This is a genomic window from Fontimonas sp. SYSU GA230001, from assembly GCF_040066175.1.
In the GTDB taxonomy this organism is placed as follows: domain Bacteria; phylum Pseudomonadota; class Gammaproteobacteria; order Nevskiales; family Nevskiaceae; genus Solimonas.
The window spans coordinates 31,714-57,407 of the sequence record NZ_JBEAAM010000020.1 but is presented as its reverse complement, the minus strand read 5'-3'; the positions used below and the strand labels follow the sequence as shown (position 1 = coordinate 57,407).

Below are 25,694 nucleotides of genomic sequence, written 5' to 3'. Positions count from 1 at the left end.
TCAGCGGCGCACGGCCTTGTAGATTTCGAGGTACTGCGCGGCGGTGTGGCGCCAGGAGAAGTCCTGGCGCATGCCGGCATCCTGCATCGAGATCCAGTGCGGCGTGCCGAACAGCTCCAGCGCGCGGCGCAGTCCGTAGAGCACGCCGCCCGTGTCCGCGTGCTCGAAGACGATGCCGGTCGCACGGTGCGCGGCCAGCGCGTCGGGCGTGGCGTCGATGACACTGTCAGCGAGTCCGCCGACGCGGCGCACGATGGGGACGGTGCCGTAGCGCTGGCTGTACATCTGGTTGAGTCCGCAGGGCTCGTAGCGCGAGGGCATCAGGAACATGTCCGCACCGGCCTCGATGCGGTGCGCCAGACCTTCGTCGTAGCCGATGCGCACGGCAAGCTGCTGCGGTTCCGACCGCGCCCAGTCCTCAAACCGGCGTTCGAGCGCCGCATCGCCGGCGCCGAGAATCGCGAACTGCAGGGGCAGGCGGCGGATCTCGGCGGCGGCGGCGAGCAGCAGATCGATGCCTTTCTGTTCGGCGAAACGCGAGACGATCCCGACCAGCGGACGTTCGTCGTCCGGCAGACCCAACTCGGTGCGCAGGACCAGCCGGTTGCGGCGCTTGCCGTCCTTGACGGTCGCAAAGCCGTAGCGGAACGGCAGATACGGGTCGCACTGCGGATCCCAGTGCTCCTCGTGGATGCCGTTGAGAATGCCGCACAGTCGGTCACGGCGGTGGCGCAGCAGGCCATCGAGGCCATGCCCGAATGCCGGTGTCTGGATTTCGCGTGCGTAGCTCGGGCTGACGGTGGTCAGCCATTCGCACTGCGTCAGCCCCGCCTTGAGGAAGGAACCCATGCCATGAAACTCGATGCCATCGGGATGCCACAGATCGGCGCCGACTCCCAGCGCGTCGAACTCCCGGCGATCGAAGACACCTTGATAGGCGAGGTTGTGGATCGTGAACAGCGTGCGCGGCGCCTCGCGCGACGGGTCGCCGCGCGGCAGCCACAGCGGCGCGAGTCCGGTCTGCCAGTCGTTGAGGTGCAGCACGTCGGCGCGCCAGTCGCAGGCCTCGCCCATCGCCAGCCGCGCCACCGCCTCGCAGAAGCAGCCGAAGCGCCAGGCATTGTCGGCATGATCGCGGCCGCTGGCATCGACGTAGGGCGTGCCGTCGCGCGCGTACAGCGACGGGCAGTCGATCAGCCACACCCGCAGGCGCTCGTGCGCGGGATGGCCCTCCCAGACCGCGAACCGCTGGCCGCAGACCGTGAGTGTCGCCCTGAGCAACGGCTCGCGCAGCCGGTCGAGCGCGCCGCGGTACGCCGGCGTCACCAGGCGGACATTGGCGCCGGATTGCGCCAGTGCTTCCGGCAGCGCGTGCGCGACATCGGCCAGCCCGCCGGTCTTCGAGAACGGCAGGGCCTCGCTGGCGGCGTACAGGACCTTCAGACTCACGCCGCCGGCACCGCCACCGTCGTCATCAGCCCCATCTCGTAGGGATGCGGCAGCAGCGGATGCCGCGGATAGATGCGCAGCTCGTGCGGCGGCTTGGAGACTGGACCGTCGAGGACGAAGCGCACGCGGTCGTGGTCGTGCGATTCCATGCGCAGCGGCAGGCGCAGCTCGCTGCCGATCACCGCCTCGGCCGCGAGCAGGTCCGCGGGCAGGCCCGCGGCGTGCACGCAGACCCGCAGCGGCTGTGCCGGCACGACCGGCTCGATGCGGACTTCATGCCAGTGCTGGCGCACCAGGCTCTTCCAGCGCGCCAGATTGGTCGCGATCTTGCCGGCGCCCGCATTCGCGCGGCGGCCGAATTCCGCCGCGGGCAGGTACAGCCGGCCGATGTAGTCGTTGACCATGCGCACCGCGCTGAACCGCGAAGCGATCGTCTGCACCGAACGGCGCACGCGCCGCAGCCACGCCGATGAGGGCGGCCTGCCTTCGGCGCCGTAGTACTCGGGGAGCACCTGCTGTTCGAGCAGCTCGTACAGGTGCCCGGCCTCGGCGGCATCACGCTGGCCTGCATCGGCGTGTGCGACGTGGGGAATCGCGAATCCGTTGGCGCCGTCGTGACCCTCGGCCCACCAGCCATCGAGGATCGAGACGTTGATGCAGCCGTTGGCACCGGCCTTCATGCCCGACGTGCCGCTCGCTTCCATCGGATACTCGGGTGTGTTGAGCCAGACGTCACAGCCCTGGACGAGCAGACGCGCCAGCGCCAGGTCGTAGCCCTCCAGCACCAGCAAGCGTCCGAGAAACTCCGGCCGCATCGAACACTGGTACAGGTGGCGGATCATGTCCTGGCCGGCGCCGTCGTTCGGATGGGCCTTGCCGGCGAAGACCAGCAGCGCCGGACGTTCTGGATGCGCCAGCAGGCGGTGCAGCCGCTCGGTGTCGTGCAGCAACAGGGTCGCGCGCTTGTACGTGGCGAACCGCCTGGCGAAGCCCAGCAGCGGCGCACCGCGCTGGTCGGCGTCGTCGAGCACGTGCAGCAGGCGGTCGATGACGTCGAGGGGCGTGCCGATGCGCAGGTGCTGGCTGCGCAGGCGGGCGCGCAGCTCGGCGAGCAGCGTCGCGCGCAGGTCGGCGCGCAAGACCGACAGCTCCGCGTCGCTGATCTCGTCGAGGAACCGCAACGCACGCTCGCCGGGCGCGCGCGTGCGCCAGCCCTCCGCATGCCGGTCCAGCAGCGCCTGCCACGGGGCCGCGAGGAAGGTCGGCAGGTGCACGCCGTTGGTGATACCGGTGATCGGGTTGTCTTCCGGCGGAATCTGTGGCCATTCGGCGCGTTCCATCTGCGCGGCGACCTTGCCGTGCAGGCGCGAAACGCCGTTGCGGAAGCGCGAGCCGCGGATCGCCAGCGTGGTCATGTTGAAGCGGTTGTTGTTGCCGCCGTCACCGCCGAGCGCGAACAGGCGCCGCTCGGTGGTATGCAGGGTGCCCGCGTAGTCGCCGAGCCAATGGCGCAGCTGCCCCTGGTCGAAGACGTCGTGACCGGCCGGGACCGGCGTGTGCGTCGTGAACACGGTGCATGCCGCCACCGCCTCCAGTGCGGCATCGAAGCTGTAGCCATAGGCGATGCGCTCGCGCATGCGCTCCAGGATCAGGAAGGCGGCGTGACCCTCGTTGATGTGCCAGACGCTGGGCGTCAGGCCCAGCGCGCGCACCGCGCGCACCCCGCCGATGCCGAGCACGATCTCCTGGCGCAGCCGCAGGTCGTGGCCGGTGCCGTACAGCCGCGCAGTGATCGCACGGTCCTCGGCGGCGTTCGCGGCCACATCGGCATCGAGCAGGAACAGCGGCACGCGGCCGACGTCCTTGCGCCACAGGCGCAGCTTCACGGCGTGGTCGGCCATCGGCACCTGGAGCATCAGCTCACGGCCGAGCACGTCGAGCACCGGCGACAGGCCGCTGCGCTGCGGGTCCACCGGCATCGGGTCGGCGTGCTGCTGGCCGCTCGCATCGATGCGCTGCGTGAAATAGCCCTCCGAGTACAGCAGGCCGACGGCGATCAGCGGAACGCTCATGTCGCTGGCGGTCTTCAGATGGTCGCCGGCGAGCACGCCCAGGCCGCCCGAGTAGATCGGCAGGCGCGGATCGACCGCGTACTCGGCGCAGAAGTAGGCCACCAGGTCGTTCGTCGCACTGAGGCGGTGGGCGGGACTCGTGTCCATGGATGCTCACTCCCCGGTGTGCAGCGGCTGGCCGAGCATGTCGGGCGTGACCAGCGTCAGGCCGCCGGCGGTGACATGGAAGCGGCGCGCGTCATCCTCACGGTCGAAACCGATCGTCGTGCGTTCCGGCAGGATGCAACCCTTGTCGATGATCGCGCGACGGATGCGGCAGTGCGGACCGATCTCGACGTTGGGCAGAACCACGGATTCCTCGATTTCCGAGTGCGACTCGACGCGCACGTTCGAGAACAACAGGCTGCGCCAGAGCCGCGCGCCGGCGACGATGCAGCCGCCGGAAACCATCGAGCTGATCGCGACGCCGCGGCGGTCCGGATCGTCGAACACGAACTTGGCCGGCGGCAGCTGCTCCTGGTAGGTCCAGATCGGCCAGTCGCGGTCGTATAGATTCAGGGCGGGAACCACGTCGAGCAGCTCCATGTTCGCCTCCCAGAACGCATCGACGGTGCCGACGTCGCGCCAGTAGCCGAGCTGTCCCTTCTGTACGTCGCGGAACGGATAGGCGAAGACCGGCACGCGGCCGATCGACGCCGGGATGATGTCCTTGCCGAAATCGTGCGACGAGTCCATCTGCACGGCGTCGCGTCTGAGCACGTCGAGCAGGAAGCCGGTCGAGAATACATAGATCCCCATCGACGCCAGGGCGGCGTCGCTCCGTCCGGGCATCGGCTCGGCCTGCATGGGCTTCTCGACGAAGCTGACGATGCGCTGGTCGGCATCGATCTGCATGATCCCGAAGCTGCGGGCACGGTCGAGCGGGACCTCGATGCAGCCGACGGTGATGTCGGCTCCACGATCGACATGCGCGGCCAGCATCGGGCCATAGTCCATCTTGTAGACGTGATCCGCCGCCAGCACCAGCACGTAGCTGGGCGCGTGGTGGCGGATGATGTCGAGGTTCTGGTAGATCGCGTCGGCGGTCCCTGCGTACCAGGCCGTCTCGCTGATGCGCTGCTGCGCCGGCAGCAGTTCGATGAATTCATGGAACTCGCCGCGCAGGAAGCCCCAGCCGCGCTGGATGTGACGGATCAGCGAGTGCGACTTGTACTGCGTCAGCACGCCGATCCGGCGGATGCCGGAGTTGATGCAGTTGGACAGCGGAAAATCGATGATGCGGAACTTGCCGCCGAAGGGCACCGCCGGCTTGGCACGCCAGTCGGTCAAGGGTCCCAGGCGCGCGCCGCGACCGCCGGCAAGGATCAGGGCCAGCGTCTGCCGGGTCAGGCGGCTGACGTAGCGACTCTCCGAAGTCTCGCTCATGCGCGCTGGAACTCCTGCATGCGACCAGCGGCTACTCTACGTGCCGGCCGCCATCCGCGAAACCCGGATGTGCCGCGATCCCACTTCTTATCTACGTGGCCGCTGGCTCAGAATGAGCCGCGACGACAGTTGCGCGCACGGCGGGTGCAAGCATGAACGAGGATGCTCGGTTCCCGGTGGTCCTGCTCTGGCACATGCACCAGCCGGATTACCGGCTCGGCGGCGAGTTCCAGTTGCCGTGGACCCTGCTGCATGCGCTGAAGGACTACAGCGACATGGCCGCGCACCTGGAGGCGGTGAGCGACGCGCGCGCCGTCGTCAACTTCGTGCCGGTGCTGCTGGAGCAGATCGCCGACTACGCGGGGCGCTTTGAACGTTATGCGGCCCGCGGCGAGGCATTCGGCGATGTCATGCTCGATGCGCTGCACCTGCTGCCGCCCCGCGGGCCGGCGCGTGCGCACGTGGTGCGCATGGCGTTGCGTACCGACTCGGCACAGCAGACCGCGACGCTGCCAGCTTACCGCAAGATGGCCGAGCGCCTGCGTGACCGGACGGCGGACGGGGACGGCGCCGGCCAGCTCGACGACGCCGAGCTCAGCGATCTCTTGGTGGGCTGGTTTCTGGCCTGGACCGCGCCCAGCGTGCTGCAGGACGATGTCGAGGCCGCCGGCCTGCATGCGCGGCAGCGGGATTTCGGACCCGAACACCGCGCCGCGCTGCTGCGGGTCATCGATCGCGTCGTCCGCGGGCTGCTGGCGCGTTACCGCGCACTGGCCGACAGCGGGCGGGTCGAATTGAGCCTGTCGCCGTACCAGCACGCGCTGCTGCCGCTGCTGATCGACTTCGGCGCGGCACGCGACGCAGCACCGGGTGCCCCCCTGCCGGCGGAGCCGTACCCCGGCGGCGCCGAGCGTGCAGCCTGGCAGATCGCCGAAGGTCTGCGCTGCTTCGAGCGCATCCTGGGCCTGCGTCCGGCGGGCTGCTGGCCGTCCGAGGCCGCACTGTCGCAGGACACGCTGCGTCTGCTGGCGCAGGCCGGCCTGCGCTGGACCGCGAGCAGCCATGCCGTGCTCGGCAACACGCTGCGCCGTGCGGGTCGGAACGAAGCCAATCCGCATCTGGGCTATCGCAGCGATGGAATCGATATCTACTTTCGTGACGACGGTCTGTCCGACCGGATCGGTTTCGTTTACAAGGACTGGCCGTCCGCGCAGGCGATCGACGATCTCGTCGGCCATCTGGAACGCATCGCCGCGACGCCCGGCAACCGCATGATCCTGATCGCGCTCGACGGCGAGAACGCCTGGGCGCATTACGCGAACAATGGCACTGACTTCATCCGCGGCCTCTACCGGCGTTTGGGGACGCATCCGCGGCTGCGTCTGGCGACGCTGGGCGAACTGGCCGCCGCCGACGCGCAGCGGCCGACGCTGCCGCCCGTGCGGGCCGGCAGCTGGGTCCACGGGCAGCTGCTGACCTGGATCGGTGACGCCGAGAAGAATCGCGCCTGGGACCTGCTGGTCGCCGCCAAGCGCCGCTACGACCGGGCTGCCGCCGCCGGTCGCGCCGGTGCCGACAGTGCACGGCGGCTTGCGGTCTGCGAGGCCTCGGACTGGTTCTGGTGGCCGGGATCGGTCAATCCTTCACCGGCGGTCGCAGACTTCGATGCGCTGTTCCGCGGCCACCTGCGCGCCCTGTACACCAGTCTGGGCGAAGCGCCGCCGGAGGTGCTGCTGCACCCGTTCGCGCGCGGTGTCGAAGGGCCGGTCGCGGCCGGCGGCGTGATGCGACCGAGTGCACCGACACCAGAATGGATCGAGCGCAGCGCCGGCGTGCTGCTGCCGCTGCGCGCGCTGCCATCCGGCCGGCTCGATGCCGACGCCTTCCGCTTCATCGACTTTGCGGCGCACGCGGGCCTGCGGGTCTGGCAGCTGCTGCCGCTGGGGCCGGGCGACGCGCACGGCAACCCGTTCCAGCCCGCTTCGGCCTGCGCGGGCGACACGGGCCTGCTGCCGGATGACGACGGTCCTTGCAGCGGCGACGACTACCGCGCGTTCTGCCGGCGCGAAGCCGACTGGCTCGATGACTGGGCGCTGTTCGTCGCGCTGCGCGCCGAGCAGGGGGACCGGCCCTGGTACGAATGGCCGGACGCGCTCCGGCACGGCGACGCCGGCACACTCGCGGATGCGCGGCTGCGGCTGCGCGACGCGATCGAGACGGCGCGCCGTGCACAGTTCCGCTTCCACCGGATGTGGACCGCGTTGAAGACCTACGCCAATGCGCGCGGCATCCTGCTGTTCGGCGACGTGCCGCTGTTCGTCGCACACGATTCGGTGGACGTCTGGCGGCACCGCGAGCTGTTCGAGGTGGACGACGACGGGCACGTGCGCGCGACCGTGGGCGTGCCGCCCGATGCGTATTCCGAGACCGGGCAGAGCTGGGGCTATCCGCCGTACCGCTGGGATCGCATCGCCGCGCAGGACTTCCGCTGGTGGCGGCGCCGCTTCGAGGTACAGGCGGCGCGATACGACCTGGTGCGGCTCGACCACTTCCGCGGCCTGGCCGCGTGGTGGCGCATTCCGCAGGGTGCCGCGTCCGCCGTGGACGGACAGTGGGTGCCCGCGCCGGGACACGCTGCGGTCGAATCGCTCAAGCCCGTACTCGGCGGCACGCGGCTCGTCGCCGAGGATCTGGGGCACATCACGCCGGACGTCGTCGCCTTGCGGCACGCCCTCGGCATTCCCGGCATGCGCGTGCTGCAGTTCGCTTTCGACGGCGACGCGGCCAATCCGCATCTGCCGGCGCATCACGGCGACGACTGCGTGTGCTACACCGGCACGCATGACAACGACACGACGCTGGGCTGGTGGCAGGCACTGCCGGCGTGGCAACGCGACCGAGTCTGCACGTTTCTCGGCCGTGAGGATCCGCCCATGCCCGAGTCGCTGATCGAGCTCGCCTGGGCCTCACCCGCACCGCTGGCGATCGTGCCGATGCAGGACCTGCTCGGCCTGGGCAGTGCGGCGCGCATGAACCGCCCCGGCGTGATGGAGGGCAACTGGCGCTGGCGGATGGATCCCGGTGCACTGGATCCCGCACGCGCGCAGCGCCTGCGCGAGTCCCTGCGGCAGCACCGGCGTTTGCGCGCATGAGCCGGAATCGCACGTCCGGCACCGGCGTCTTCCCGCTGCAGATCGGCGATTTCGATCGCCAGGTGTTCGGCGAGGGGCACCACTGGCACGCCTGGCGCTTCCTCGGCGCCAACGCGCATCGTATCGGCGACGTCGAGGGCACGCTGTTCGCCACCTGGGCGCCGCGTGCACGGTCGGTCAGCGTCGTTGCCGATTTCAACCAGTGGGATGGCCGCCGCCACCCCATGCACCCGCATCCGGGCGGCATCTGGGAACTGTTCGTCCCGAACGTCGGCGCCGGCTGCCTGTACAAGTTCGCAATCCGCGGTGCCGACGGCACGCTGTTCCTCAAGGCAGATCCCTATGCCAAGCAGTGCCAGGTCCGTCCGGAAACCGCCTCGGTCGTCACCGCACCGGGTCGGCATCGCTGGACCGACACGGACTGGATCGCGGCACGGCGCCAGCGCGACTGGCTGCACGCCCCTTTGTCCATTTACGAAGTCCATCTCGGTTCGTGGAAGCGCCACCCGGACGGGCGCAGCTGGAATTACCGCGAGCTCGCCGCGGAACTGCCACGCTACGCGCACGAGATGGGATTCACGCACATCGAGCTGTTGCCGGTCAGCGAGCATCCGTTCGACGGCTCCTGGGGCTACCAGACGCTCGGCAACTTCGCGCCGACCAGCCGCTACGGATCACCGGACGATTTCCGGTGCTTCATCGACGCCTGCCATGCCCAGGGCATCGGCGTGATTCTCGACTGGGTCCCGGCGCACTTCCCGCGCGACGCGCATGGCCTGGCGCGTTTCGACGGCGAGCCGCTATACGAGTATCCCGATCCGCGCCGCGGCGAGCACCCGGACTGGGGCACGCTGGTGTATGACTACGGCAGGCCCGAGGTGCGCAACTACCTGCTGTCGAGCGCGCTGTACTGGATCGAGGAATTCCATGCCGACGGGCTCAGGCTCGATGCCGTGGCGTCGATGCTGTACCTCGACTACTCACGCCGGCACGGCGAGTGGCTGCCCAACCGCGAAGGCGGCAACCAGAATCTCGAAGCGGTCGCGTTTCTACAGGAGCTGAACGCCGTCATCCACCAGTACCATCCGGGCGTGCTGACGATCGCCGAGGAATCGACCGCATGGCCGCAGGTGTCGCGGCCCACGCACACCGGTGGCCTCGGCTTTTCGATGAAGTGGGACATGGGCTGGATGCACGACACGCTCGACTATTTCCGCACCGACCCGATCTTTCGCGTCCACCAGCATCGCCGCCTGACCTTCGGCATGCTGTATCGCTACAGCGAAAACTATGTGCTGGCGCTGTCGCACGACGAAGTCGTCCACGGCAAGCGTTCGCTGCTCGACAAGATGCCGGGCGACCGCTGGCAGCGCTTCGCCAACCTGCGCCTGCTCTACACCTACCTCGCCACCTATCCCGGCAAGAAACTGCTGTTCATGGGCGCGGACATCGCGCAGTCGCGCGAATGGAATCACGACCGCGAACTCGACTGGGCCGCGCTGCAGGATCCGATGCACCGTGGCGTGCAGAACGCGCTGCGCGAGCTGAACCATCTGTACCGTGACAGGCCGGCACTGCATCGCCTCGACTTCGAGCCGGGCGGCTTCACCTGGATCGACTGCGACGACGCCGTGCGCTCGCTGCTCGCGTACCGGCGCAGCGATGGTCCGTCCGAGGTCATCGTGATTCTCAACTTCACCCCGGGCGTGCACGCCCATTACCGTCTGCGCGTGCCGCAGGCCGGCCGCTACCGCGAGATCTTCAACTCCGACGCCACACGGTACGGCGGCTCCGGCGTGGTCAATTCCGCAGAAATCCTGACGGCCGACACAGCCGCTGGGGCAGAGCTGAGCCTGACGCTGCCGCCGCTGGCGGGCGTCATCCTCCAAGCCCTGCCCAGAAACGGAATCGCCCGCAGAAATGCGGGCTAACTCGTTGACTCATATGGCGTCCCCACGGGGATTCGAACCCCGGTTACCGCCGTGAAAGGGCGATGTCCTAGGCCTCTAGACGATGGGGACTTGACGGGGTTTGTCCGATGTCACGAGGACATCGGATCCGGCAAGTCGGCGAACCATGGATGGCGAGGCTGGAACCAGGCGCCAAGGACGGCTCGTGATGACTCGACTCGAAACAAAAAAACTTGGTGGAGCTAGTCGGGATCGAACCGACGACCTCTTGCATGCCATGCAAGCGCTCTCCCAGCTGAGCTATAGCCCCACACGCTAGGGGCGCGCATTATACCCAAACGATTTCCGAATGGAATCGAAAATTGTCCCGACCGTTGCCCGGCTCAGCGGACCAGCGGCTGTGGCTGCGCGCGCACCGGACGCACGGCGGTCTTGCCGCGGCAACGATCGGTCACGTCCTCGCCGCAGCTGCGCGGCTGGAATTCGCGGTCGAAGCAGAAGCGGGCCTCGCGCAGCCACCGGCCACTGCATTGCAGGGCGATCGCATCGGCTCCGATCCCGGGATTGACGTCCGTGAACGCCCGCTCGAGCTCCGGCGTGCTGAGTTCGTAGAAATCGCCGCTGTCGTCGAACCGTGACGGCACGACGATGCGGCGCCAGGCGCGCTCGACGTTGAGAAAGTACTCCGCCATGTCCAGACCGCTGCAGCTGCCATGCTTGCGCCACTGCTGCTGGACCAGCTCGCGGTCGGGCATCAGCGGCAACATGCGTTCGACCAGGGCATCGGGAACGCGCTCGCGCTTGCCGCAGTACGTCGGAGCGCCGCTTTCGTACTGTGGCCACAGGCCGTGGACGACAAAGCCGCGGGGTTGCGTGCACTGCGGATTCGACGGCGCGCCGCGGCAGTATTGCGGCGACCACGACAACGCCAGCACCCAGTAGTCGAACTCGCCGGGCCGGTCCGCCGCCACGGCCGGCTTGGCGGGCAGACCGGCGAGCCCCGCCAGTACGGCACCGGCGAGTATCGCCAGACTGCGGATCAGGCTTTCTGCCCGGCGAGGAACAGCCATGTCTCGACCACCGTGTCGGGATTGAGCGAGATCGATTCGATGCCCTGATCCAGCAACCAGCGCGCCAGATCCGGATGATCGGAGGGGCCCTGGCCGCAGATGCCGATGTACTTGTTCTGCTTGCGACAGGCCTGGATCGCCATGCTCAGCATCGCCTTGACTGCCGCGTTGCGTTCGTCGAACAGGTGCGCGATCAGGCCGGAGTCGCGATCCAGGCCGAGCGTCAGCTGGGTCATGTCGTTGGAGCCGATCGAGAAGCCGTCGAAGTGTTCGAGGAACTGTTCGGCGAGCACGGCGTTCGACGGCAGCTCGCACATCATGATCAGCTGCAGCCCGTTGACGCCACGCTTCAGGCCATTGGCGGCCAGGATCTCGACGACCTGGCGCGCTTCATCGACCGTGCGCACGAAGGGCACCATCACCTTGACGTTGGTCAGCCCCATCTCGTCGCGCACGTACTTGAGCGCGCGGCACTCCATCTCGAAGCAGGGGCGGAACGATTCGGCGATATAGCGCGACGCGCCGCGGAAGCCGAGCATCGGATTTTCCTCGTGCGGCTCGTAGCGCTTGCCGGCGATCAGGTTTGCGTACTCGTTCGACTTGAAGTCCGACAGGCGCACGATCACCGGCTCGGGCGCGAACGCCGCGGCGATCGTCGCGACCCCCTCGGCCAGGCGCTTGACGAAATAGTCCGTCGGCGAGCCGTAGGGCGCGATCATCGGATCGATGATGCGGCGCTCGTCCGCCGGCAGTTTGTCGTGCTCCAGCAGCGCCTGCGGATGGATGCCGATCTGGCGGTTGATGATGAACTCCAGGCGTGCGAGACCGACCCCCTTGTGCGGCAGCGCGGCGAAATCGAAGGCCTGCTCCGGCGTACCGACGTTCATCATGATCTTGACCGGGAGCTCCGGCATCTTGTCGAGCGCGATCTCATCGACGGCATAGTCGATATGACCCTCATAGATGTAGCCGGTGTCACCCTCGGCGCAGGACACGGTGACCGGCGTGCCATCGACGAGACGGGACGTTGCATCGCCGCAGCCGACGACCGCGGGGATGCCCAGCTCGCGCGCGATGATCGCGGCGTGGCAGGTCCGGCCGCCGCGGTTGGTGACGATGGCGCTGGCGCGCTTCATGATCGGTTCCCAGTCGGGGTCGGTCATATCGGTGACGAGTACGTCGCCTTCGCGCACGCGGCTCATCTGGTCGATCGAGCTGAGCAGCCGCACCGTTCCCGCGCCGATCTTCTGGCCGATCGCACGGCCCGAGCTCAGCACCTTGCCCTTGTTCTTCAGCTTGTAGCGACGCAGCACGTTGGCCGAGGTACGCGATTTCACCGTTTCCGGGCGCGCCTGCAGGATGTAGAGCTTGCCGTCGATGCCGTCCTTGCCCCATTCGATGTCCATCGGCCGGCCGTAGTGCTCTTCGATGGTCAGTGCCTGGCGCGCCAGTAGCTGGATTTCGTCGTCGGAGAGGCTGAACCTCGCCCGATCCGCAGCCGCGACATCGACGAACTCGATGGTCTTGCCGACCGTGCGGTCCGCCGTATAGACCATCTTGCGCGCCTTCTCGCCGAGTCCGCGGCGCAGCACGGCCGGGCGTCCGGCGCGCAGTGCCGGCTTGTACACGTAGAACTCGTCCGGATTGACGGCGCCCTGCACGACGGCTTCGCCCAGGCCGTAGGAGGCGGTGATGAAGATCGCGTCCTTGAAGCCGGACTCGGTGTCCATCGTGAACATCACGCCGCTGGCGCCCTGGTCGGAGCGCACCATGCGCTGCACGCCGGCGGACAGCGCGACGGCGGCATGCTCGAAACCGTGGTGCACGCGGTAGGCGATGGCACGGTCGTTGTAGAGCGACGCGAACACTTCCTTGATCGCGTGCAGGACGTTGTCGATGCCGTGCACGTTGAGGAAGGTCTCCTGCTGTCCGGCGAACGACGCGTCCGGCAGGTCTTCGGCGGTGGCCGACGAGCGCACGGCCACCGACACGTCCACTCCTGACTCGGCGACGAGTTGCTCGTAATGGGCGCGGATCTCGCGCTCCAGATCGGCGGGGAAGGGGGCCGCCGCCACCAGCTCGCGGATCGAGCGACCCACCCGCGCGAGTTTCTGCACGTCGTCGATGTCCAGCCCGGCGAGCATCCGGTTGATGCGGTTCGCCAGGTCCTCGTGCGCGAGGAACTGCCGGTAGGCGGCGGCCGTGGTGGCGAAGCCGTTGGGCACCGACACTCCGGACTCGGCGAGGTTGCGGATCATCTCGCCCAGCGAGGCATTCTTGCCGCCGACGATCTCGACGTCGTGCATGCCCAGCTCCGAGTACCAGAGAACGTTCTTGCTCATGCGCTTCTTGCGGGTAAAGTGTTGAGGTCGCAGCGTTGCCGCTGCCAGGGAATCCGACATGCCCAGCGCCCGCCCCGTGTTCTTCGTGTCCGATGGGACCGGCATCACCGCCGAAACCCTGGGGAACACACTCCTGACCCAGTTCGACGGCCTCGACTTCGACAAGACCATCCTGCCCTTTGTCAACACGGCGGAGCGGGCGAAAAGCACCGTGGACTATATCAATTTCGTCGGCGACCAGACGGGTCAGCGGCCGCTGGTGTTCAGCACCACGGTCAACGACGAGGTGCGCGCGATCCTGCGCACCGTCAAGGGCCTGTTCATGGACCTGTTCGACCTGTTCGTCGCCGAGATGGAGAAGGAGCTGCACGTCGGCTCCACGCATGCGCAGGGACGGGCCCACGGCCTGGCCGACCGGCGCAAGTATCACGAGCGCATGGAGGCCGTGAACTATGCGATGGAACACGACGACGGTGCATCCACCCGCGATCTGAGCAAGGCCGACCTGATCCTGGTCGCGCCCTCGCGCTGCGGCAAGACGCCGACGACCATGTACCTCGCGCTGCAGTACGGCCTGTACGCAACCAATTTCCCGCTGACCGAGGACGACCTGGAGAGCCTGCGCCTGCCGACGGCCCTCAAGGGCCTGGAGCGTCGCTGCTTCGGTCTGACCTCCGACCCGGAGCGCCTGTCGCAGATCCGCACCGAGCGGCGTCCCGGCTCGCGTTATGCCTCGCTCGCGCAATGCGCCTATGAACTGCGCCAGGCCGAGCAGCTGTACCGGCGTATCGGCATTCCCTACGTCAACTCGGCCAACATGTCGATCGAGGAAATCGCCGCCGTCGCGATGCAGGAAAAGCAGCTGCGCAAGCGCACCTGAAATCCCGCTGCTCTGCCGTAATATCGCAGTCCCACCGACGAGACCGAACATGGCCGGACCCCGCCGAACCAACCGCCGCCGCACTGCGCTCACGCGACGTGATTTCCTGCGCCGGGCCGGCCTGGGCTCGGCGGCGCTGGGTGTGCTGCCACTGTTGCCCGGCTGCGGATCGCGCAGCGAGACGCCGGCTGGCGGTGGTGGCCAGCCGCTGCAGTTCCTGCATGGCGTGGCCAGCGGTGATCCACTCGCCGACCGTGTCATGCTGTGGACGCGGGTCAGCGGCCTGGACAGCGGGCGCGTGACGGTGAACTACGGCGTGTACGCCGATCCGCAGCTGACGCAGGCGGTGCGCAGCGGGTCAGTGGAAACCGACGCGGCGCGCGACTTCACCGTCAAGGTCGATGTCACCGGGCTGCAGCCGGGCACGAGCTATTACTACCAGTTTGAGTCCTCGGGCATGAAGTCGCCGGTGGGCCGCACGCGCACCTTGCCGGTCGGCAGCGTCGATCGCCTGCGCATCGGCGTGGTCAGCTGCGCCAGCTACGCGCACGGCCTGTTCAATGCCTACGGGCGCCTGGCCGAGCGGCAGGACCTCGACCTGGTCGTGCATCTGGGCGACTACATCTACGAGTACAGCTCCGGCGACGACGGCAAGGAGGTGTACGGCGATTTCCGCCGCTACGAGCCGCCGACCGAGATCCTCACGCTGTCCGATTACCGCACACGCTACGCGCAGTACCGGCGCGATCCCGACCTGCAGGCACTGCACCGCCAGCATCCGATGATCAACGTCTGGGACGATCACGAGACGGCCGACAACTCGTGGATGGGAGGGGCGGTCAACCACAACGAGAACGGCGACGAGGGCGACTGGAACGCACGCGTCGGCGTGGCCTTGCAGGCGTTCTACGAGTGGCTGCCGATCCGGCCGGTCAGCGCCGACCGTCGCGCCAGCTACCGGCGTTTCGCGCTGGGCGACCTGGCCGACCTGATCATGACCGAAACCCGTCTGCTGGCGCGCAGCGAGCAGGCCACGCCGCTGGTCCAGGCGCCACCGCCGCTGCCGTCGGCGATCGCGGTCTTCCCCGACGCCGGCGCAGTGGCCGCCGCCGACCGCCAGCTGCTTGGACCGGAGCAGGAGCAATGGCTCTCGCAGCAGCTGCAGTCTTCGAGTGCGACGTGGAAGCTGCTCGGCCAGCAGGTGATGTTCGGTCAGCTCAAGGTCGTCGGCGCGCCCAATGCGCTCGGCACGAGCCTGTACCTGAACCCGGACCAGTGGGACGGCTACCCGCGGGCGCGCGAGCGGGTCTATGCGATGATCGACGGCAGCAGCGGGGCCAAGGTGGACAACGTCGTCGTGCTCACCGGGGACATCCATACCTCGTGGGCGATGGACATCACGCCCGATCCGAACAATCCGCTGGCTTACAACCCGCTGACCGGCAGCGGCTCGCTCGCGGTGGAATTCGTCGCCACCTCGATCACTTCGCCGGGGCTCGAACAGCTCAATGCGATCGCCGACGTGATCCGGCCGAACAATCCGCACATCAAGTACGTCGATCTCGCGCAGAAGGGCTATCTGCTGCTCGATCTGACGCCGCAGCGGCTGGTCGGCGAGCACTGGTACGTGGACAGCATCGAGCAGGCCGGCGCCGCCGAGCAGTTCGGCATCGCGTTCGAAGTCGCCGCCGGCAGCAACCGCCTGGTCGCCGGCACGCAGACCACGCCGAAGGACGATCCGCCGCCGTTCGCGCCATGAACCCGGTCCGAGCGGGCCGCTATGCTATGCGGCCGCGTTGACCGTCCAACCGCCGTGAGCGTCTATTCCCCACGCCTGAATCAGCTGATCGAAGCGCTGCGCTGCCTGCCCGGCGTCGGTCCCAAGTCCGCGCAGCGCATGGCCTTCCACCTGCTCGAGCGCGAGCGCGACGGCGCGCGGCGGCTGAGCCGCGTACTGGCCGAAGCGCTGGACGGCATCGGCCGCTGCCCGACCTGCCGCATGTTCTGCGAGGACGGCGCCTGCCGCTACTGCAGCGTGCAGCGCGCCGAGAGCGGCCAGTTGTGCGTGGTCGAAGGGCCGGCGGACCTGGTCGCCATCGAGCACAACACGCCGTATCGCGGCCGCTACTTCGTGCTGATGGGCCGCCTGTCACCGATCGAAGGCATCGGCCCGGATGAACTGGGCCTGCCGCAGCTCGCTACACTGCTCGACGAAGGTTGGGTACGCGAGCTGATCATCGCAACCAATCCGACCGTCGAAGGCGAAGCGACGGCCTATTACATCGCCGAGATGGCCAAACCGCGCGGCATCAAGGTCACGCGCATCGCCCACGGCGTGCCGATGGGCGGAGAACTCGAGTACGTCGATGCCGGCACGCTGGCGCACGCGCTGTCGGGGCGCACCGCGGTCTAGCGTCAGGCCAGCAGTTCGTCGATCTTCGCCGCGCAGATGAAGTCGTTCTCGGTCAGGCCATCGACCGCGTGCGTCCAGTAATGCACCGTCGCTTCCTTGTAACCGAAGCGGATGTCGGGATGGTGGTCCTGCGTGTGCGCGATCCACGCGACCGCGTTGACGAAGGCGGTGGTCTGCCAGTAGTTGTCGAAGCTGAATGCAGCCTGCAGCGCCTTGCCGTCCTGCACCAGCTTCCAGCGCGTGTGCAACTGGTTCTTCAGCGTCGTCGCCGCAGCCAGGTCGAGCGGCGGCACGCCACCCTCGCAGGGCACGCATTTCTTCTTGCTCAGTTCGGACACCGTCGGAATTCCATTTCGGTTCGGGGCATCCAGTTTACGCCCGCAGCGCCCGGTCGAGGTCGGCGCGCAGGTCCTCGAAGTTCTCGATGCCGACCGACAGGCGGCACAGCGTGTCGCTGATCCCCAGCGCCGCGCGGGTCGCCGCCGGCACGCTGGCGTGCGTCATGATCGCCGGGTGTTCGATCAGGCTCTCGACACCGCCCAGCGACTCGGCCAGGGCGAACAGCTCGCAGCGTTCGAGAAAGCGGCGCGCATCGTCGAGGCCGCCCTTGAGCTCGATCGTGATCATGCCGCCGCAGCCGTGTGGCATCTGCCGCTGCGCCAGCGCGTGCTGCGGATGCGAGACCAGGCCGGGGTAGTGCACGCGCGCAATCTTCGGGTGATGCTCCAGCCACTGCGCCAGCGCCAGCGCGTTCTCGCAATGCCGCTGCATGCGCACCTCCAGCGTCTTGACGCCGCGCAGCGCGAGGAAGCTGTCGAAGGGACCGGCGACGGCGCCCACCGCGTTCTGCAGGAAGCGCAGGCGCTCGGCCAGTTCGGCGTTGCCACCGACGATCAGCAGGCCGCCGACGACATCCGAGTGGCCATTGATGTACTTGGTCGCCGAGTGCATCACCACGTCGAAACCGTGTTCGAGCGGACGCTGCAGACAGGGGCTGGCGAAGGTGTTGTCGGCCACGGCGATCAGGCCGCGACGGTGCGCAATCGCCGCGATCGCCGACAGGTCGGCGAGCTTGAGCATCGGATTGCTGGGCGTCTCGACCCAGATCGCGCGCGTCTGCGGCGTGATCGCGGCCTCGATATTTCCCGGGTCGCGCATGTCCACGTAACTGAACGTCAGACCGGCACTCCTCTCGCGCACGCGCGCGAACAGGCGGTAGGTGCCGCCATACATGTCGTCGGAGGCGATGACGTGCGCACCGCTGTCGAGCGCGTCGAGGAAGGTCGCCGTGGCCGCCATGCCGGACGCGAACGCGAAGCCGCGTGTGCCGCCCTCCAGGTCGGCGACGCAGCGCTCATAGGCGAAGCGTGTCGGATTGTGCGTGCGCGAATACTCGTAGCCCTTGTGCACCCCGGGGCTGTCCTGCACGTAGGTCGAAGTGGCGTAGATCGGCTGCATGATCGCGCCGGTCGTCGGGTCGGGTGCCTGGCCGGCGTGGATGCAGCGCGTCGAGAATCCCTGGTTCTTGCTGTGGCTCATATCTGTCTACCTGGGTGACGCCGTCCCTGGCGCGACGTTATGTCTGTTGGATCGCCCGGCCCAGCCATCCATGGCCGGGCGTTCGCGGTCACCGCGAATGTCCACTGGACATTCACAAGGCCGTGCCCGCTCACCCCTGGTAGGTCCGGGCGGCGAGCGCCACGTCAGTGGCCAGACTGCGCACGGCCATGACGAGGAAGGTGGAGAGGTCGGAATCCTCCGCGTAATTGGCCGAGTGCAGGTTGGCGACGCGGCCGTCGCGCACGAACTGGAACGCGTTGCCCCACTTGTCCTCGCGGTGCTTGTCATAGACGGCGATCGGCATCCCGCCGTGCTGCTTGAGCAGCGAGAAGCAGGGAATGTCGGTATAGCCGTCGCCGACGAAGATCATCTGCCGGAGCGGGACGCGGATCTGGTCCGACGGCAGCTTGCGGTTGACTTCGAAAGGCTTGCCGCGATGGGCCGCACCGACCAGGCCCTTCTGCACGTGGAAGAGGTAGCGCGTCTTGTCGGTGAAGCTGATGACGCGGCGCGGGAATGCCGCCGCGCCGCTGTCGTCGTAGTGGAACTCGGACGCCCAGATGTCGGTGAATTCGTGCGCGATGCGCGTGCCGCGCAGCACGTCGCCGATGCCGCTGGAAATCACGTAGAACTCGATCTTGGCCCGCGAGTTGGCGTCGTGTGCGGCCTGACGCAGGCGCGCGAACAGGGTCTCGACCCCGGGATGCAGCGGTGCGCGCCGGCCCCAGTCGGCGAGCCGCTCGCGCGTGATCGGCGGAATGCGGCCGGCGCGGCCCGCCTCGATCATCCGGTACAGATAGGCCGGCACCGGATCCCAGTCGGCGCGCGTGATCAGCGGATCGACATCCTCCTTCCAGAAACGGCCGACATCCACCATGCCGCTGTGACGCAGAAAGCCGGTCGTGGTATCCGGCGCCAGCGTGTCGTCGAAATCGAAAACGACGGCGATGGTTTCGTGCATGACGCCTCAGAGTTGCTTGCGCAGGTAATTGAGCAGGTCGATGCGGGTGACCAGGCCGAGGAAACGCCCCTGATCGGCAACGATGGCGACGTGGTCGCGGGCGAAGATCGGCATCAGTTCGCCGATCGGCGCGCCCGGACTCACCGTCTCCAGCTTCGTGACCATCGCGGTATCGACACGGTCCTTGAAGCGCGCGGGATCCATGTGCACGTGCTGGACGATGTCCGACTCATCGACGATGCCGACCAGCCGGTCACCATCCATGACCGGCACCTGCGACACGTCGAACAGCTTCATGCGCCGGTAAGCCAGCAGCAGCGTGTCGTCCGGCCGCACCGTCACCGCAGAGCCCTCGGCGTAACGACGCACGATCAGATCGACCAGCGTGCCCTCGCTGGGCCGATCGAGCAGCCCCTGGTCGAACATCCAGACATCGTTGTACATCTTCGACAGATACTTGTTGCCGCTGTCGCAGACGAAGGTGACGACGCGCTTGGGCGAGGTCTGCTCGCGGCAGTAGCGCAGCGCGGCGGCGAGCAGGGTGCCGGTGCTCGATCCGCCGAGTATGCCTTCACGCCGCAGCAACTCGCGCGCGTGGAAGAAGCTGTCGGCATCGCTGATGGAGTAGGCGCTGCGCACGCGGCCGAGATCGCAGTTGGGCGGCACGAAGTCCTCGCCGATGCCCTCGACCAGCCAGCTGCCGGCTTCTTTCTGGATGCTGCCGGTGCGCACGACGTCGGTCAGCACCGAGCCGAGCGGATCGGCCAGCACCATCTCGACGTGTGGCGCGACCCGGGCGAAATAGCGCGACAGACCGGTGAGCGTGCCGCCGCTGCCGACGCCGCAGACGACGGCATCGACCATCTGGTCCATCTGTGCCCAGATCTCCGGCCCGGTGGTCGCTTCGTGCGCCAGCGGATTCGCCGGATTGGCGAACTGGTTGACGTAGAAGCTCCCCGGGATCTCGCGCGCCAGCCGTTCGGCGACGTCCTGGTAGTAGTCGGGATGGCCCTTGCCGACGTCGCTGCGGGTGATCCGGCACTCGGCACCGAGCGCCTTGAGATGCAGGACTTTCTCCTGCGCCATCTTGTCGGGGATCACCAGGATCAGGCGATAGCCCTTCTGCGATGCTGCCAGCGCCAGTCCCAGGCCGGTGTTGCCGGCAGTCGCCTCGATCAGGGTCGATGGCGGCGTTGCGCCCGGACGGATACGGCCCTCGCGCTCGGCCGCCTCGACCATCGACAGACCGATGCGGTCCTTGATGCTGCCCGTCGGGTTCTGGTTCTCCAGCTTGACGAACAACCGGCACAGGCCGGTATCGAACTTCGTCAACTCGACCAGCGGCGTGTTGCCGATGGTCGCGAGGATACCCGCGCCGCTGTGCATGGTCGTTCTCCGCGCGTCTTGCCGTCGTCAGGCGGTCGTCCCAAGATACTACTCGTACCGAACGAGCGTTTGACATGAGTGCAGATCCCAGTCACCTGATCTGGATCGACCTGGAAATGACCGGGCTGGTGCCGGAGCGCCACCGCATCATCGAGATCGCGACCATCGTCACCGATGCGCAGCTCAAGGTCCTCGCCGAAGGGCCGGTCATCGCGATCAAGCAAGCGGACGCCGAACTCGATGCGATGGACGAGTGGAACACCCGTCAGCACGGTGCTTCCGGTCTCACGCAGCGGGTGCGTGAGAGCCGCATCGGCGAAGACGAGGCGCAGGCGTTGACCCTGGAGTTTCTCGCGCGCTGGGTGCCGCCCGGCAAGTCGCCGATGTGCGGCAATTCGATCTGCCAGGACCGGCGCTTCCTGGCGCGCTGGATGCCTGCACTGGAACGCCATTTCCATTACCGCAATCTCGACGTCAGCACGGTCAAGGAATTGTGCCTGCGCTGGGCGCCGCAGATCGCGCAAGGCTTCAGCAAGGAATCGAGCCATCTCGCGCTGGACGACATCCGCGATTCGATCGCCGAGCTGGCGTACTACCGGCGCACCTTCCTGCGCGTGCCCGGATCAGCGTAAGGGCAGGGCGACCACGACCTTCGCACCGCCCAGTCCGGAGCGATCCAGCAGCAGCCGTCCGGAATAGGCCTGGACGATCTCGGCGGCGGCGGCCAGACCCAGACCCTGACCCGGCGTGTGCGTGTCGGCACGCACGCCGCGCAGCAGCAGTTGTTCCGCGCCGGGCGGGAAGCCACTGCCATCGTCCTCGACGATGATCAGGCACTGCTTCTGTCCGGTCAGTGCACTGACGCGGATGCGCTCCTTGCCGTACTTCGCGGCGTTTTCGAGCAGGTTGCCGAGCAGCTCGTAGAGATCGCCCTGGTCGATACGCAGCCGCATCGAGTCGGCGACCGCATTCTCCGGCCGGATCGACTTGTCGGCATAGACCTTGCCGATCGCGGCGAGCAGCTTGTCCACCAGCGGCCGGAGCGCCACCGGCTCGGTCAGCGTGCGCGTGCCGGCGGCGGCAGCGCGGCCGAGCTGGTGATCGATGATCTTCTGCATGCGGTCGATCTGCTCGTGCAGTTGTCCGCGCTGTTCGGCGCGCAGCGTGGTTTCGTCGGCCAGGCCGCGCAGCACCGCCAGCGGTGTCTTCAGCGTGTGAGCGAGGTCGGCCAGCGCATTGCGATAGCGGGTCTGCTGATTGCGCTCGCTGACGATCATCGCGTTCAAGTCGCGCGCCAGCGGCACGAGCTCGTCGGGATAGCTGCCCTGGATCTGCACCTGGCGCCCGGCCTCGATGTCGTGGAGCTCCCGACCGAGTCGGCGCAGTGGCGCGAGTCCCCAGCGCAACAGCAGCAGCAGGGCCAGCAGCAGGCCACCGAGCATCGCCCCGAGCCAGATCCACAGCGTCCTGCGGAACACGGCCACCTGGCGGTCGTAGGCGGCGGCATCCTCGAGCACGACGATTGTGTAGCGCCGCGGATCCTTGGCCAGGTCGATCCAGCGCACGCCGAAACTCAGCGCGAAGGCGTTGGGTTCCCGCAGCCGGTGGAACGACCATTCGCCGACCTCCGGAATCTCCGCCGTGCTCAGTTGCAGGAAGTCGGCCGAGCTCCAGATCACCTGTCCACTTTCGTTGAACAGCGCCGCTTCCAGTCCCGACAACGGCTGACGCAGGCGCGGATCGGGTACTGCGTCCAGCGCGATCGTCAGGTCGCCGTCGGCGTTGATCGACGCGGCGCCGAGCAGGGAATAGACCAGCGTCTGCAGCTTGTCCTGCTGCGCCTGCTGCAGACCGCCCTGGAACGCGCGTTCGAGCACCAGACCGGCGAGACTGCCGAAGGCCGCGACCAACAGCGCGGCGGCGGCGAGCAGGCGTGCGCGCAGCGAGTTCATCGCCCGACTCGCGGCCTTCGGCGATTCAACTGCGCGGCAAGTCCCAGCGGTAGCCGGCGCCGCGCAGCGTCGTGATCGGGTTGTACTGGCCGTTCGGATCGAGCTTGGCGCGCAGGCGGCGGATGAACACCTCGATGACGTTGCTGTCGCGCTCTTCGTTCTCCGGGTACAGGTGCTCGGTCAGCTCGGTCTTGGAGACGACCTTGCCGGCGCGGGTCAGCAAGTGTTCGAGCACGCGGAACTCGTAGCTGGTCAGCTCCACCGGCTTGCCGTCGGCCGCGACGGTCTTGGCACCGAGATCGACGACATAGGGGCCGGAGACCAGCTGCGCCGATGCCCAGCCACCGGAGCGGCGCAGCAGCGCGCGCACGCGTGCCAGGAACTCCTCGCGGTGGAAGGGCTTGACGAGATAGTCGTCGGCGCCGGCTTCCAGTCCTTCGACCTTCGACTGCCAGCCGTCCCGCGCGGTCAGGATCAGGACCGGATACTTGCGCCCGCTGGCACGCGCGCGGCGGATGATGTCGATGCCCGGCACGCCGGGCAGGCCGAGATCGATGACGGCAATGTCGGTGGGATACTCCTCCGCCATGTAGGCGCCCTGGTTGCCGTCGGCGGCGGCATCCACCGCGAAGCCGTCCTCGGCCAGAAAGCGCACGACCTGTTCGCGCAGCGCGGCGTCGTCCTCGATGACCAGTGCACGCATGGATGTCTTCCTATGGATCGACCTGATAGCTGCGGACTTCGCCGTTGCGCAGCAGCTTGACGCGGTACCCGCGCCCCTCCGGTTCGACGGCCAGCACACGGCCACCGTAGCGGCGCTGCGCGAGCCGCGCCGCCTCGGCTGGCGACAGCGAGCGGTGACCATTCAGCTCTGCCGCCAGCGGATCGCGCGCCGGCCCAGGCGCGACCGGCTCGACGATACGTCCGGGCGGGTCGCGGTCCGCGTCGGGCCGCGCCTGCGCCGGCGTCGTTCCGATCGCAGCCAGCAGGCACAGCATCAATACGGGGCGTCGCATCCTACAACTTTAGTAGCCCGCCGGCCGCACGTCGACCTGCACCGCGATGCGATGGCCGGGATCGTAGGGCATGCGTGTGTGGTAGATGCGGCCGTTGTAGCGGTAGGCGACGTCGTAGCCGTCGAGTCGTTGCTCGTAGCGGACTGCCTGGACCGGACGGCAGCGCTGCTCGTAGGTGACGCGCTCGGCGCGCGGCGGCCTCTGCGCGGCCATCGCCTGCTGTCCGAGGCTCGCGCCGACCAGCACGCCGAGCACCGTGGCGGCGTCACGCCCGCGCCCCTTGCCGAACTGATGCCCGGCGACACCGCCGGCGATCGCGCCGACGACGGTTCCGGCCGCGAGATCCTCGCGGCGATACCCGCCCGGATAGACGACCCGTTCATCCCAGCACTCGCGGCTGGGTTCCTCGATGCGAACCGTCCGATAGACCGGCGTTGCGCTGACCACACGCGCGAATTCGAGATCGTCACGACCGTACCGGCCGTGATCGGCGAACGCCGCGGGGGTCACGAAAGCCAACGCGAAAATGGCGACGAGGCTCGGTTGTTTCATGGCGGACTCCGCGATTGCCCACGCTCAGGTGTGTGTGTCCGAGCCTAGGCTCGCGAGCTGAATTCGTACTGAACTCCGGCGGCTGCGCTACCGCCGGGTGGCGGCACCATGCGCCGGCGATGGATGAACCCGATGACATCGAGTCAGGTCTCGCCGGGTCCATCGCCCTCCACGCTGCTCGTCCTTTACTTCTGCGAGGTCGTGGCGAAGCGCTTGAGGGTTGCGGGGGAGAAGTAGGACGGATCCATCTCCCAGTCGTACTCGATCAGCTTGCGCTCCTCGTTGGTGAGGTTGATCGCCACGTAGCGCCGCGACTGCAGGTCGTAGTGGACCTGCACGCCGTTGATCACGACCGGGACGTTGGCGAAGGTGATCGAGTGCGACTCGGCCGTGCGCCAGAACTGGTCGCGTTCGTCGTACATGTCCTGCAGGTGCACGATCCACGAATCCTCGTCCAGGTAGAACGTGCGCTTCTTGTAGCGATGCGCGTAGCCCGCGCGCACCTCGGCCTCGATCACCCAGACACGATGGCGTTCGTAGCGCGCGAGATCCTGATTGATGTGGCCCTTCTGCAGGATGTCCTTGTACTTCAGCTTCGGGTCGTACAGCCGGTAGCTGTTGTACGGGATCAGCATCTCCTTCTTGCCCACCAGCTTGATCGTGTAGCGGTCCAGCGGCCCGTTGAACATGTCGAGCTGGTCGTGCGTCATCAGACCGTCGAACAGGGGGTTGTCGTAGCCGACCTCGCCGATGCGCCGCGAGCGACCGATGCTGTTGTTGTACACCCAGACGCCAGTCTGGTCCTTGATGCGGTCGATCGGTACGTGCAGGAGATTCGCCTCACCGGCCTTGTTCGGCGGCGAGATGGTCTTGACCAGGGCATACAGGTTCATGCCCTTGAGCGAATCCACCGTGGACTTCACGTTGTTGTAGACGTAGGTCAGCTCCAGGTAATTGCGCTCGACCACGTAAGAGCCGTCGGCCGCGGTCGCGGCGACGTTGACGAAGCCCTTATAGCCCTTGGTGTTGTAGCGCATGATGTGATTCCACATCACCTCGGTGCCATTGCCGGGGATGGGGAAGGGATAGCCCTGCGCCGCACAGCAGAAGCCGTAGCCCTGATTGGTCAGTTCCACCTTCGTGGCATTGGCGCGCGTGGCGTCGTAGAACCATTGCGGATACGACGCGGAACGCCGCGTCGGGTACACGATCATCTTGTAGTCGGGGAAGGTCTTGAACAGTGCCTTGTAGCCCTCGCTGAGCAGCGGCGCGTACTGCTGTAGGTTCTGCGCCGTGATCGTGTACAGCGGCTTGTCAGCGGCGAAGGGGTTGTCGCCGCGCGGCATGTCGCGCTGCGGCAGGCCGCCGCTCCACGCCGGGATCACGCCGTCGGCGCTGCCGGCACGCTCCGCGCCGATCGGCGTCAGCTCCTTGTCCAGCCGCTGCGCCTCGGCGGCCGGCACCTTGGCCTGCAGCAAAGGCGCGACCAGGTATGCACAGAGCGCGACCAGCGCAGTCGCGGAACGGAACTCGAATCGGGCATCTCGCATGGTC

The 25,694-nt window shown here is 67.6% G+C and carries 20 protein-coding genes and 2 tRNA genes; 6 read left to right on the top strand and 16 right to left on the bottom strand.

Annotated features, from left to right (window positions below):
- The 3 genes from glgA to glgC are packed head-to-tail and all read right to left on the bottom strand — an operon-like array spanning nucleotide 1 to nucleotide 4,946.
- On the bottom strand, nucleotides 1–1,449 hold the full coding sequence (gene glgA / locus AAG565_RS11445; protein ID WP_348819728.1) for a glycogen synthase GlgA: 1,449 nt from the start codon (nucleotides 1,447–1,449) through the stop codon (nucleotides 1–3).
- The gene (gene glgP / locus AAG565_RS11440; protein WP_348819727.1) at nucleotides 1,446–3,668 is read right to left on the bottom strand and encodes an alpha-glucan family phosphorylase; all 2,223 of its coding nucleotides are present in this window, start codon (nucleotides 3,666–3,668) and stop codon (nucleotides 1,446–1,448) included. The genes glgA and glgP overlap by 4 nt, the downstream gene beginning before the upstream one ends.
- A gap of 6 nt (nucleotides 3,669–3,674) precedes the next feature.
- On the bottom strand, nucleotides 3,675–4,946 hold the full coding sequence (gene glgC / locus AAG565_RS11435; RefSeq protein WP_348819726.1) for a glucose-1-phosphate adenylyltransferase: 1,272 nt from the start codon (nucleotides 4,944–4,946) through the stop codon (nucleotides 3,675–3,677).
- A 152-nt stretch (nucleotides 4,947–5,098) separates the two neighbouring features.
- Between glgC and malQ the strand changes: the two genes are divergently transcribed.
- Together malQ and glgB are read left to right on the top strand one after the other, a co-directional pair.
- Nucleotides 5,099–8,098, top strand: coding sequence for a 4-alpha-glucanotransferase (gene malQ, locus AAG565_RS11430; protein WP_348819725.1), 3,000 nt, complete (start codon nucleotides 5,099–5,101; stop codon nucleotides 8,096–8,098).
- Nucleotides 8,095–10,029: a 1,4-alpha-glucan branching protein GlgB gene (gene glgB, locus AAG565_RS11425; RefSeq protein ID WP_348819724.1), complete on the top strand. Its 1,935-nt coding sequence runs from the start codon at nucleotides 8,095–8,097 to the stop codon at nucleotides 10,027–10,029. Before malQ ends, glgB begins: the two co-directional genes overlap by 4 nt.
- A 14-nt stretch (nucleotides 10,030–10,043) precedes the next feature.
- Here glgB and AAG565_RS11420 read toward each other — a convergent pair.
- From AAG565_RS11420 to ppsA, 4 genes are all read right to left on the bottom strand, one after another.
- Nucleotides 10,044–10,119: transfer RNA gene (locus AAG565_RS11420), tRNA-Glu, on the bottom strand.
- Between the two features lie 123 nt (nucleotides 10,120–10,242).
- A tRNA-Ala gene (locus tag AAG565_RS11415) sits at nucleotides 10,243–10,318 on the bottom strand.
- Between the two features lie 73 nt (nucleotides 10,319–10,391).
- Nucleotides 10,392–11,078 carry a ribonuclease T gene (locus AAG565_RS11410; RefSeq protein WP_348819723.1) on the bottom strand — a complete coding sequence of 229 codons (687 nt, stop codon included), beginning with the start codon at nucleotides 11,076–11,078 and terminating at the stop codon, nucleotides 10,392–10,394.
- Nucleotides 11,048–13,420 carry a phosphoenolpyruvate synthase gene (gene ppsA, locus AAG565_RS11405; protein ID WP_348819722.1) on the bottom strand — a complete coding sequence of 791 codons (2,373 nt, stop codon included), beginning with the start codon at nucleotides 13,418–13,420 and terminating at the stop codon, nucleotides 11,048–11,050. Before ppsA ends, AAG565_RS11410 begins: the two co-directional genes overlap by 31 nt.
- 58 nt (nucleotides 13,421–13,478) lie before the next feature.
- Between ppsA and AAG565_RS11400 the strand changes: the two genes are divergently transcribed.
- From AAG565_RS11400 to recR, 3 genes are read left to right on the top strand one after another with little or no spacing between them, the layout of a single operon-like run.
- Entirely contained in the window at nucleotides 13,479–14,300 is an 822-nt protein-coding gene (locus tag AAG565_RS11400) for a pyruvate, water dikinase regulatory protein (protein WP_348819721.1), read from the top strand.
- A 49-nt stretch (nucleotides 14,301–14,349) separates the two neighbouring features.
- Nucleotides 14,350–16,059, top strand: coding sequence for an alkaline phosphatase D family protein (locus AAG565_RS11395; protein ID WP_348819720.1), 1,710 nt, complete (start codon nucleotides 14,350–14,352; stop codon nucleotides 16,057–16,059).
- 54 nt (nucleotides 16,060–16,113) lie between these two features.
- Nucleotides 16,114–16,713: a recombination mediator RecR gene (gene recR, locus AAG565_RS11390; RefSeq protein ID WP_348819719.1), complete on the top strand. Its 600-nt coding sequence runs from the start codon at nucleotides 16,114–16,116 to the stop codon at nucleotides 16,711–16,713.
- A gap of 2 nt (nucleotides 16,714–16,715) precedes the next feature.
- Here recR and AAG565_RS11385 read toward each other — a convergent pair whose 3' ends face one another.
- The 4 genes from AAG565_RS11385 to AAG565_RS11370 form a co-directional block, all read right to left on the bottom strand.
- A complete protein-coding gene (locus tag AAG565_RS11385; RefSeq protein WP_348819718.1) occupies nucleotides 16,716–17,051 on the bottom strand; it encodes a 4a-hydroxytetrahydrobiopterin dehydratase in 336 nt (111 codons plus the stop codon).
- Between the two features lie 34 nt (nucleotides 17,052–17,085).
- Nucleotides 17,086–18,252, bottom strand: a complete 1,167-nt coding sequence (locus AAG565_RS11380; RefSeq protein WP_348819717.1) for a cystathionine gamma-synthase — start codon at nucleotides 18,250–18,252, stop codon at nucleotides 17,086–17,088.
- Between the two features lie 130 nt (nucleotides 18,253–18,382).
- Complete coding sequence (locus AAG565_RS11375; protein ID WP_348819716.1) at nucleotides 18,383–19,234, bottom strand: HAD family hydrolase; 852 nt, start codon at nucleotides 19,232–19,234, stop codon at nucleotides 18,383–18,385.
- Nucleotides 19,235–19,240: 6 nt separating this feature from the next.
- On the bottom strand, nucleotides 19,241–20,620 hold the full coding sequence (locus AAG565_RS11370) for a pyridoxal-phosphate dependent enzyme (protein ID WP_348819715.1): 1,380 nt from the start codon (nucleotides 20,618–20,620) through the stop codon (nucleotides 19,241–19,243).
- Between the two features lie 74 nt (nucleotides 20,621–20,694).
- Between AAG565_RS11370 and orn the strand changes: the two genes are divergently transcribed.
- A complete protein-coding gene (orn, locus tag AAG565_RS11365) occupies nucleotides 20,695–21,252 on the top strand; it encodes an oligoribonuclease (RefSeq protein ID WP_348819714.1) in 558 nt (185 codons plus the stop codon).
- Here the strand turns inward: orn and AAG565_RS11360 are convergent.
- From AAG565_RS11360 to AAG565_RS11340, 5 genes are all read right to left on the bottom strand, one after another.
- On the bottom strand, nucleotides 21,244–22,572 hold the full coding sequence (locus AAG565_RS11360; RefSeq protein ID WP_348819713.1) for an ATP-binding protein: 1,329 nt from the start codon (nucleotides 22,570–22,572) through the stop codon (nucleotides 21,244–21,246). The genes orn and AAG565_RS11360 overlap by 9 nt on opposite strands.
- 25 nt (nucleotides 22,573–22,597) lie before the next feature.
- Nucleotides 22,598–23,275, bottom strand: a complete 678-nt coding sequence (locus AAG565_RS11355; RefSeq protein ID WP_348819712.1) for a response regulator transcription factor — start codon at nucleotides 23,273–23,275, stop codon at nucleotides 22,598–22,600.
- A 10-nt stretch (nucleotides 23,276–23,285) separates the two neighbouring features.
- A complete protein-coding gene (locus tag AAG565_RS11350) occupies nucleotides 23,286–23,588 on the bottom strand; it encodes a PepSY domain-containing protein (RefSeq protein ID WP_348819711.1) in 303 nt (100 codons plus the stop codon).
- A 9-nt stretch (nucleotides 23,589–23,597) separates the two neighbouring features.
- On the bottom strand, nucleotides 23,598–24,140 hold the full coding sequence (locus AAG565_RS11345) for a glycine zipper 2TM domain-containing protein (RefSeq protein ID WP_348819710.1): 543 nt from the start codon (nucleotides 24,138–24,140) through the stop codon (nucleotides 23,598–23,600).
- A 185-nt stretch (nucleotides 24,141–24,325) separates the two neighbouring features.
- Nucleotides 24,326–25,690: a DUF1329 domain-containing protein gene (locus AAG565_RS11340; protein ID WP_348819709.1), complete on the bottom strand. Its 1,365-nt coding sequence runs from the start codon at nucleotides 25,688–25,690 to the stop codon at nucleotides 24,326–24,328.
- Nucleotides 25,691–25,694 lie beyond the last annotated feature (4 nt).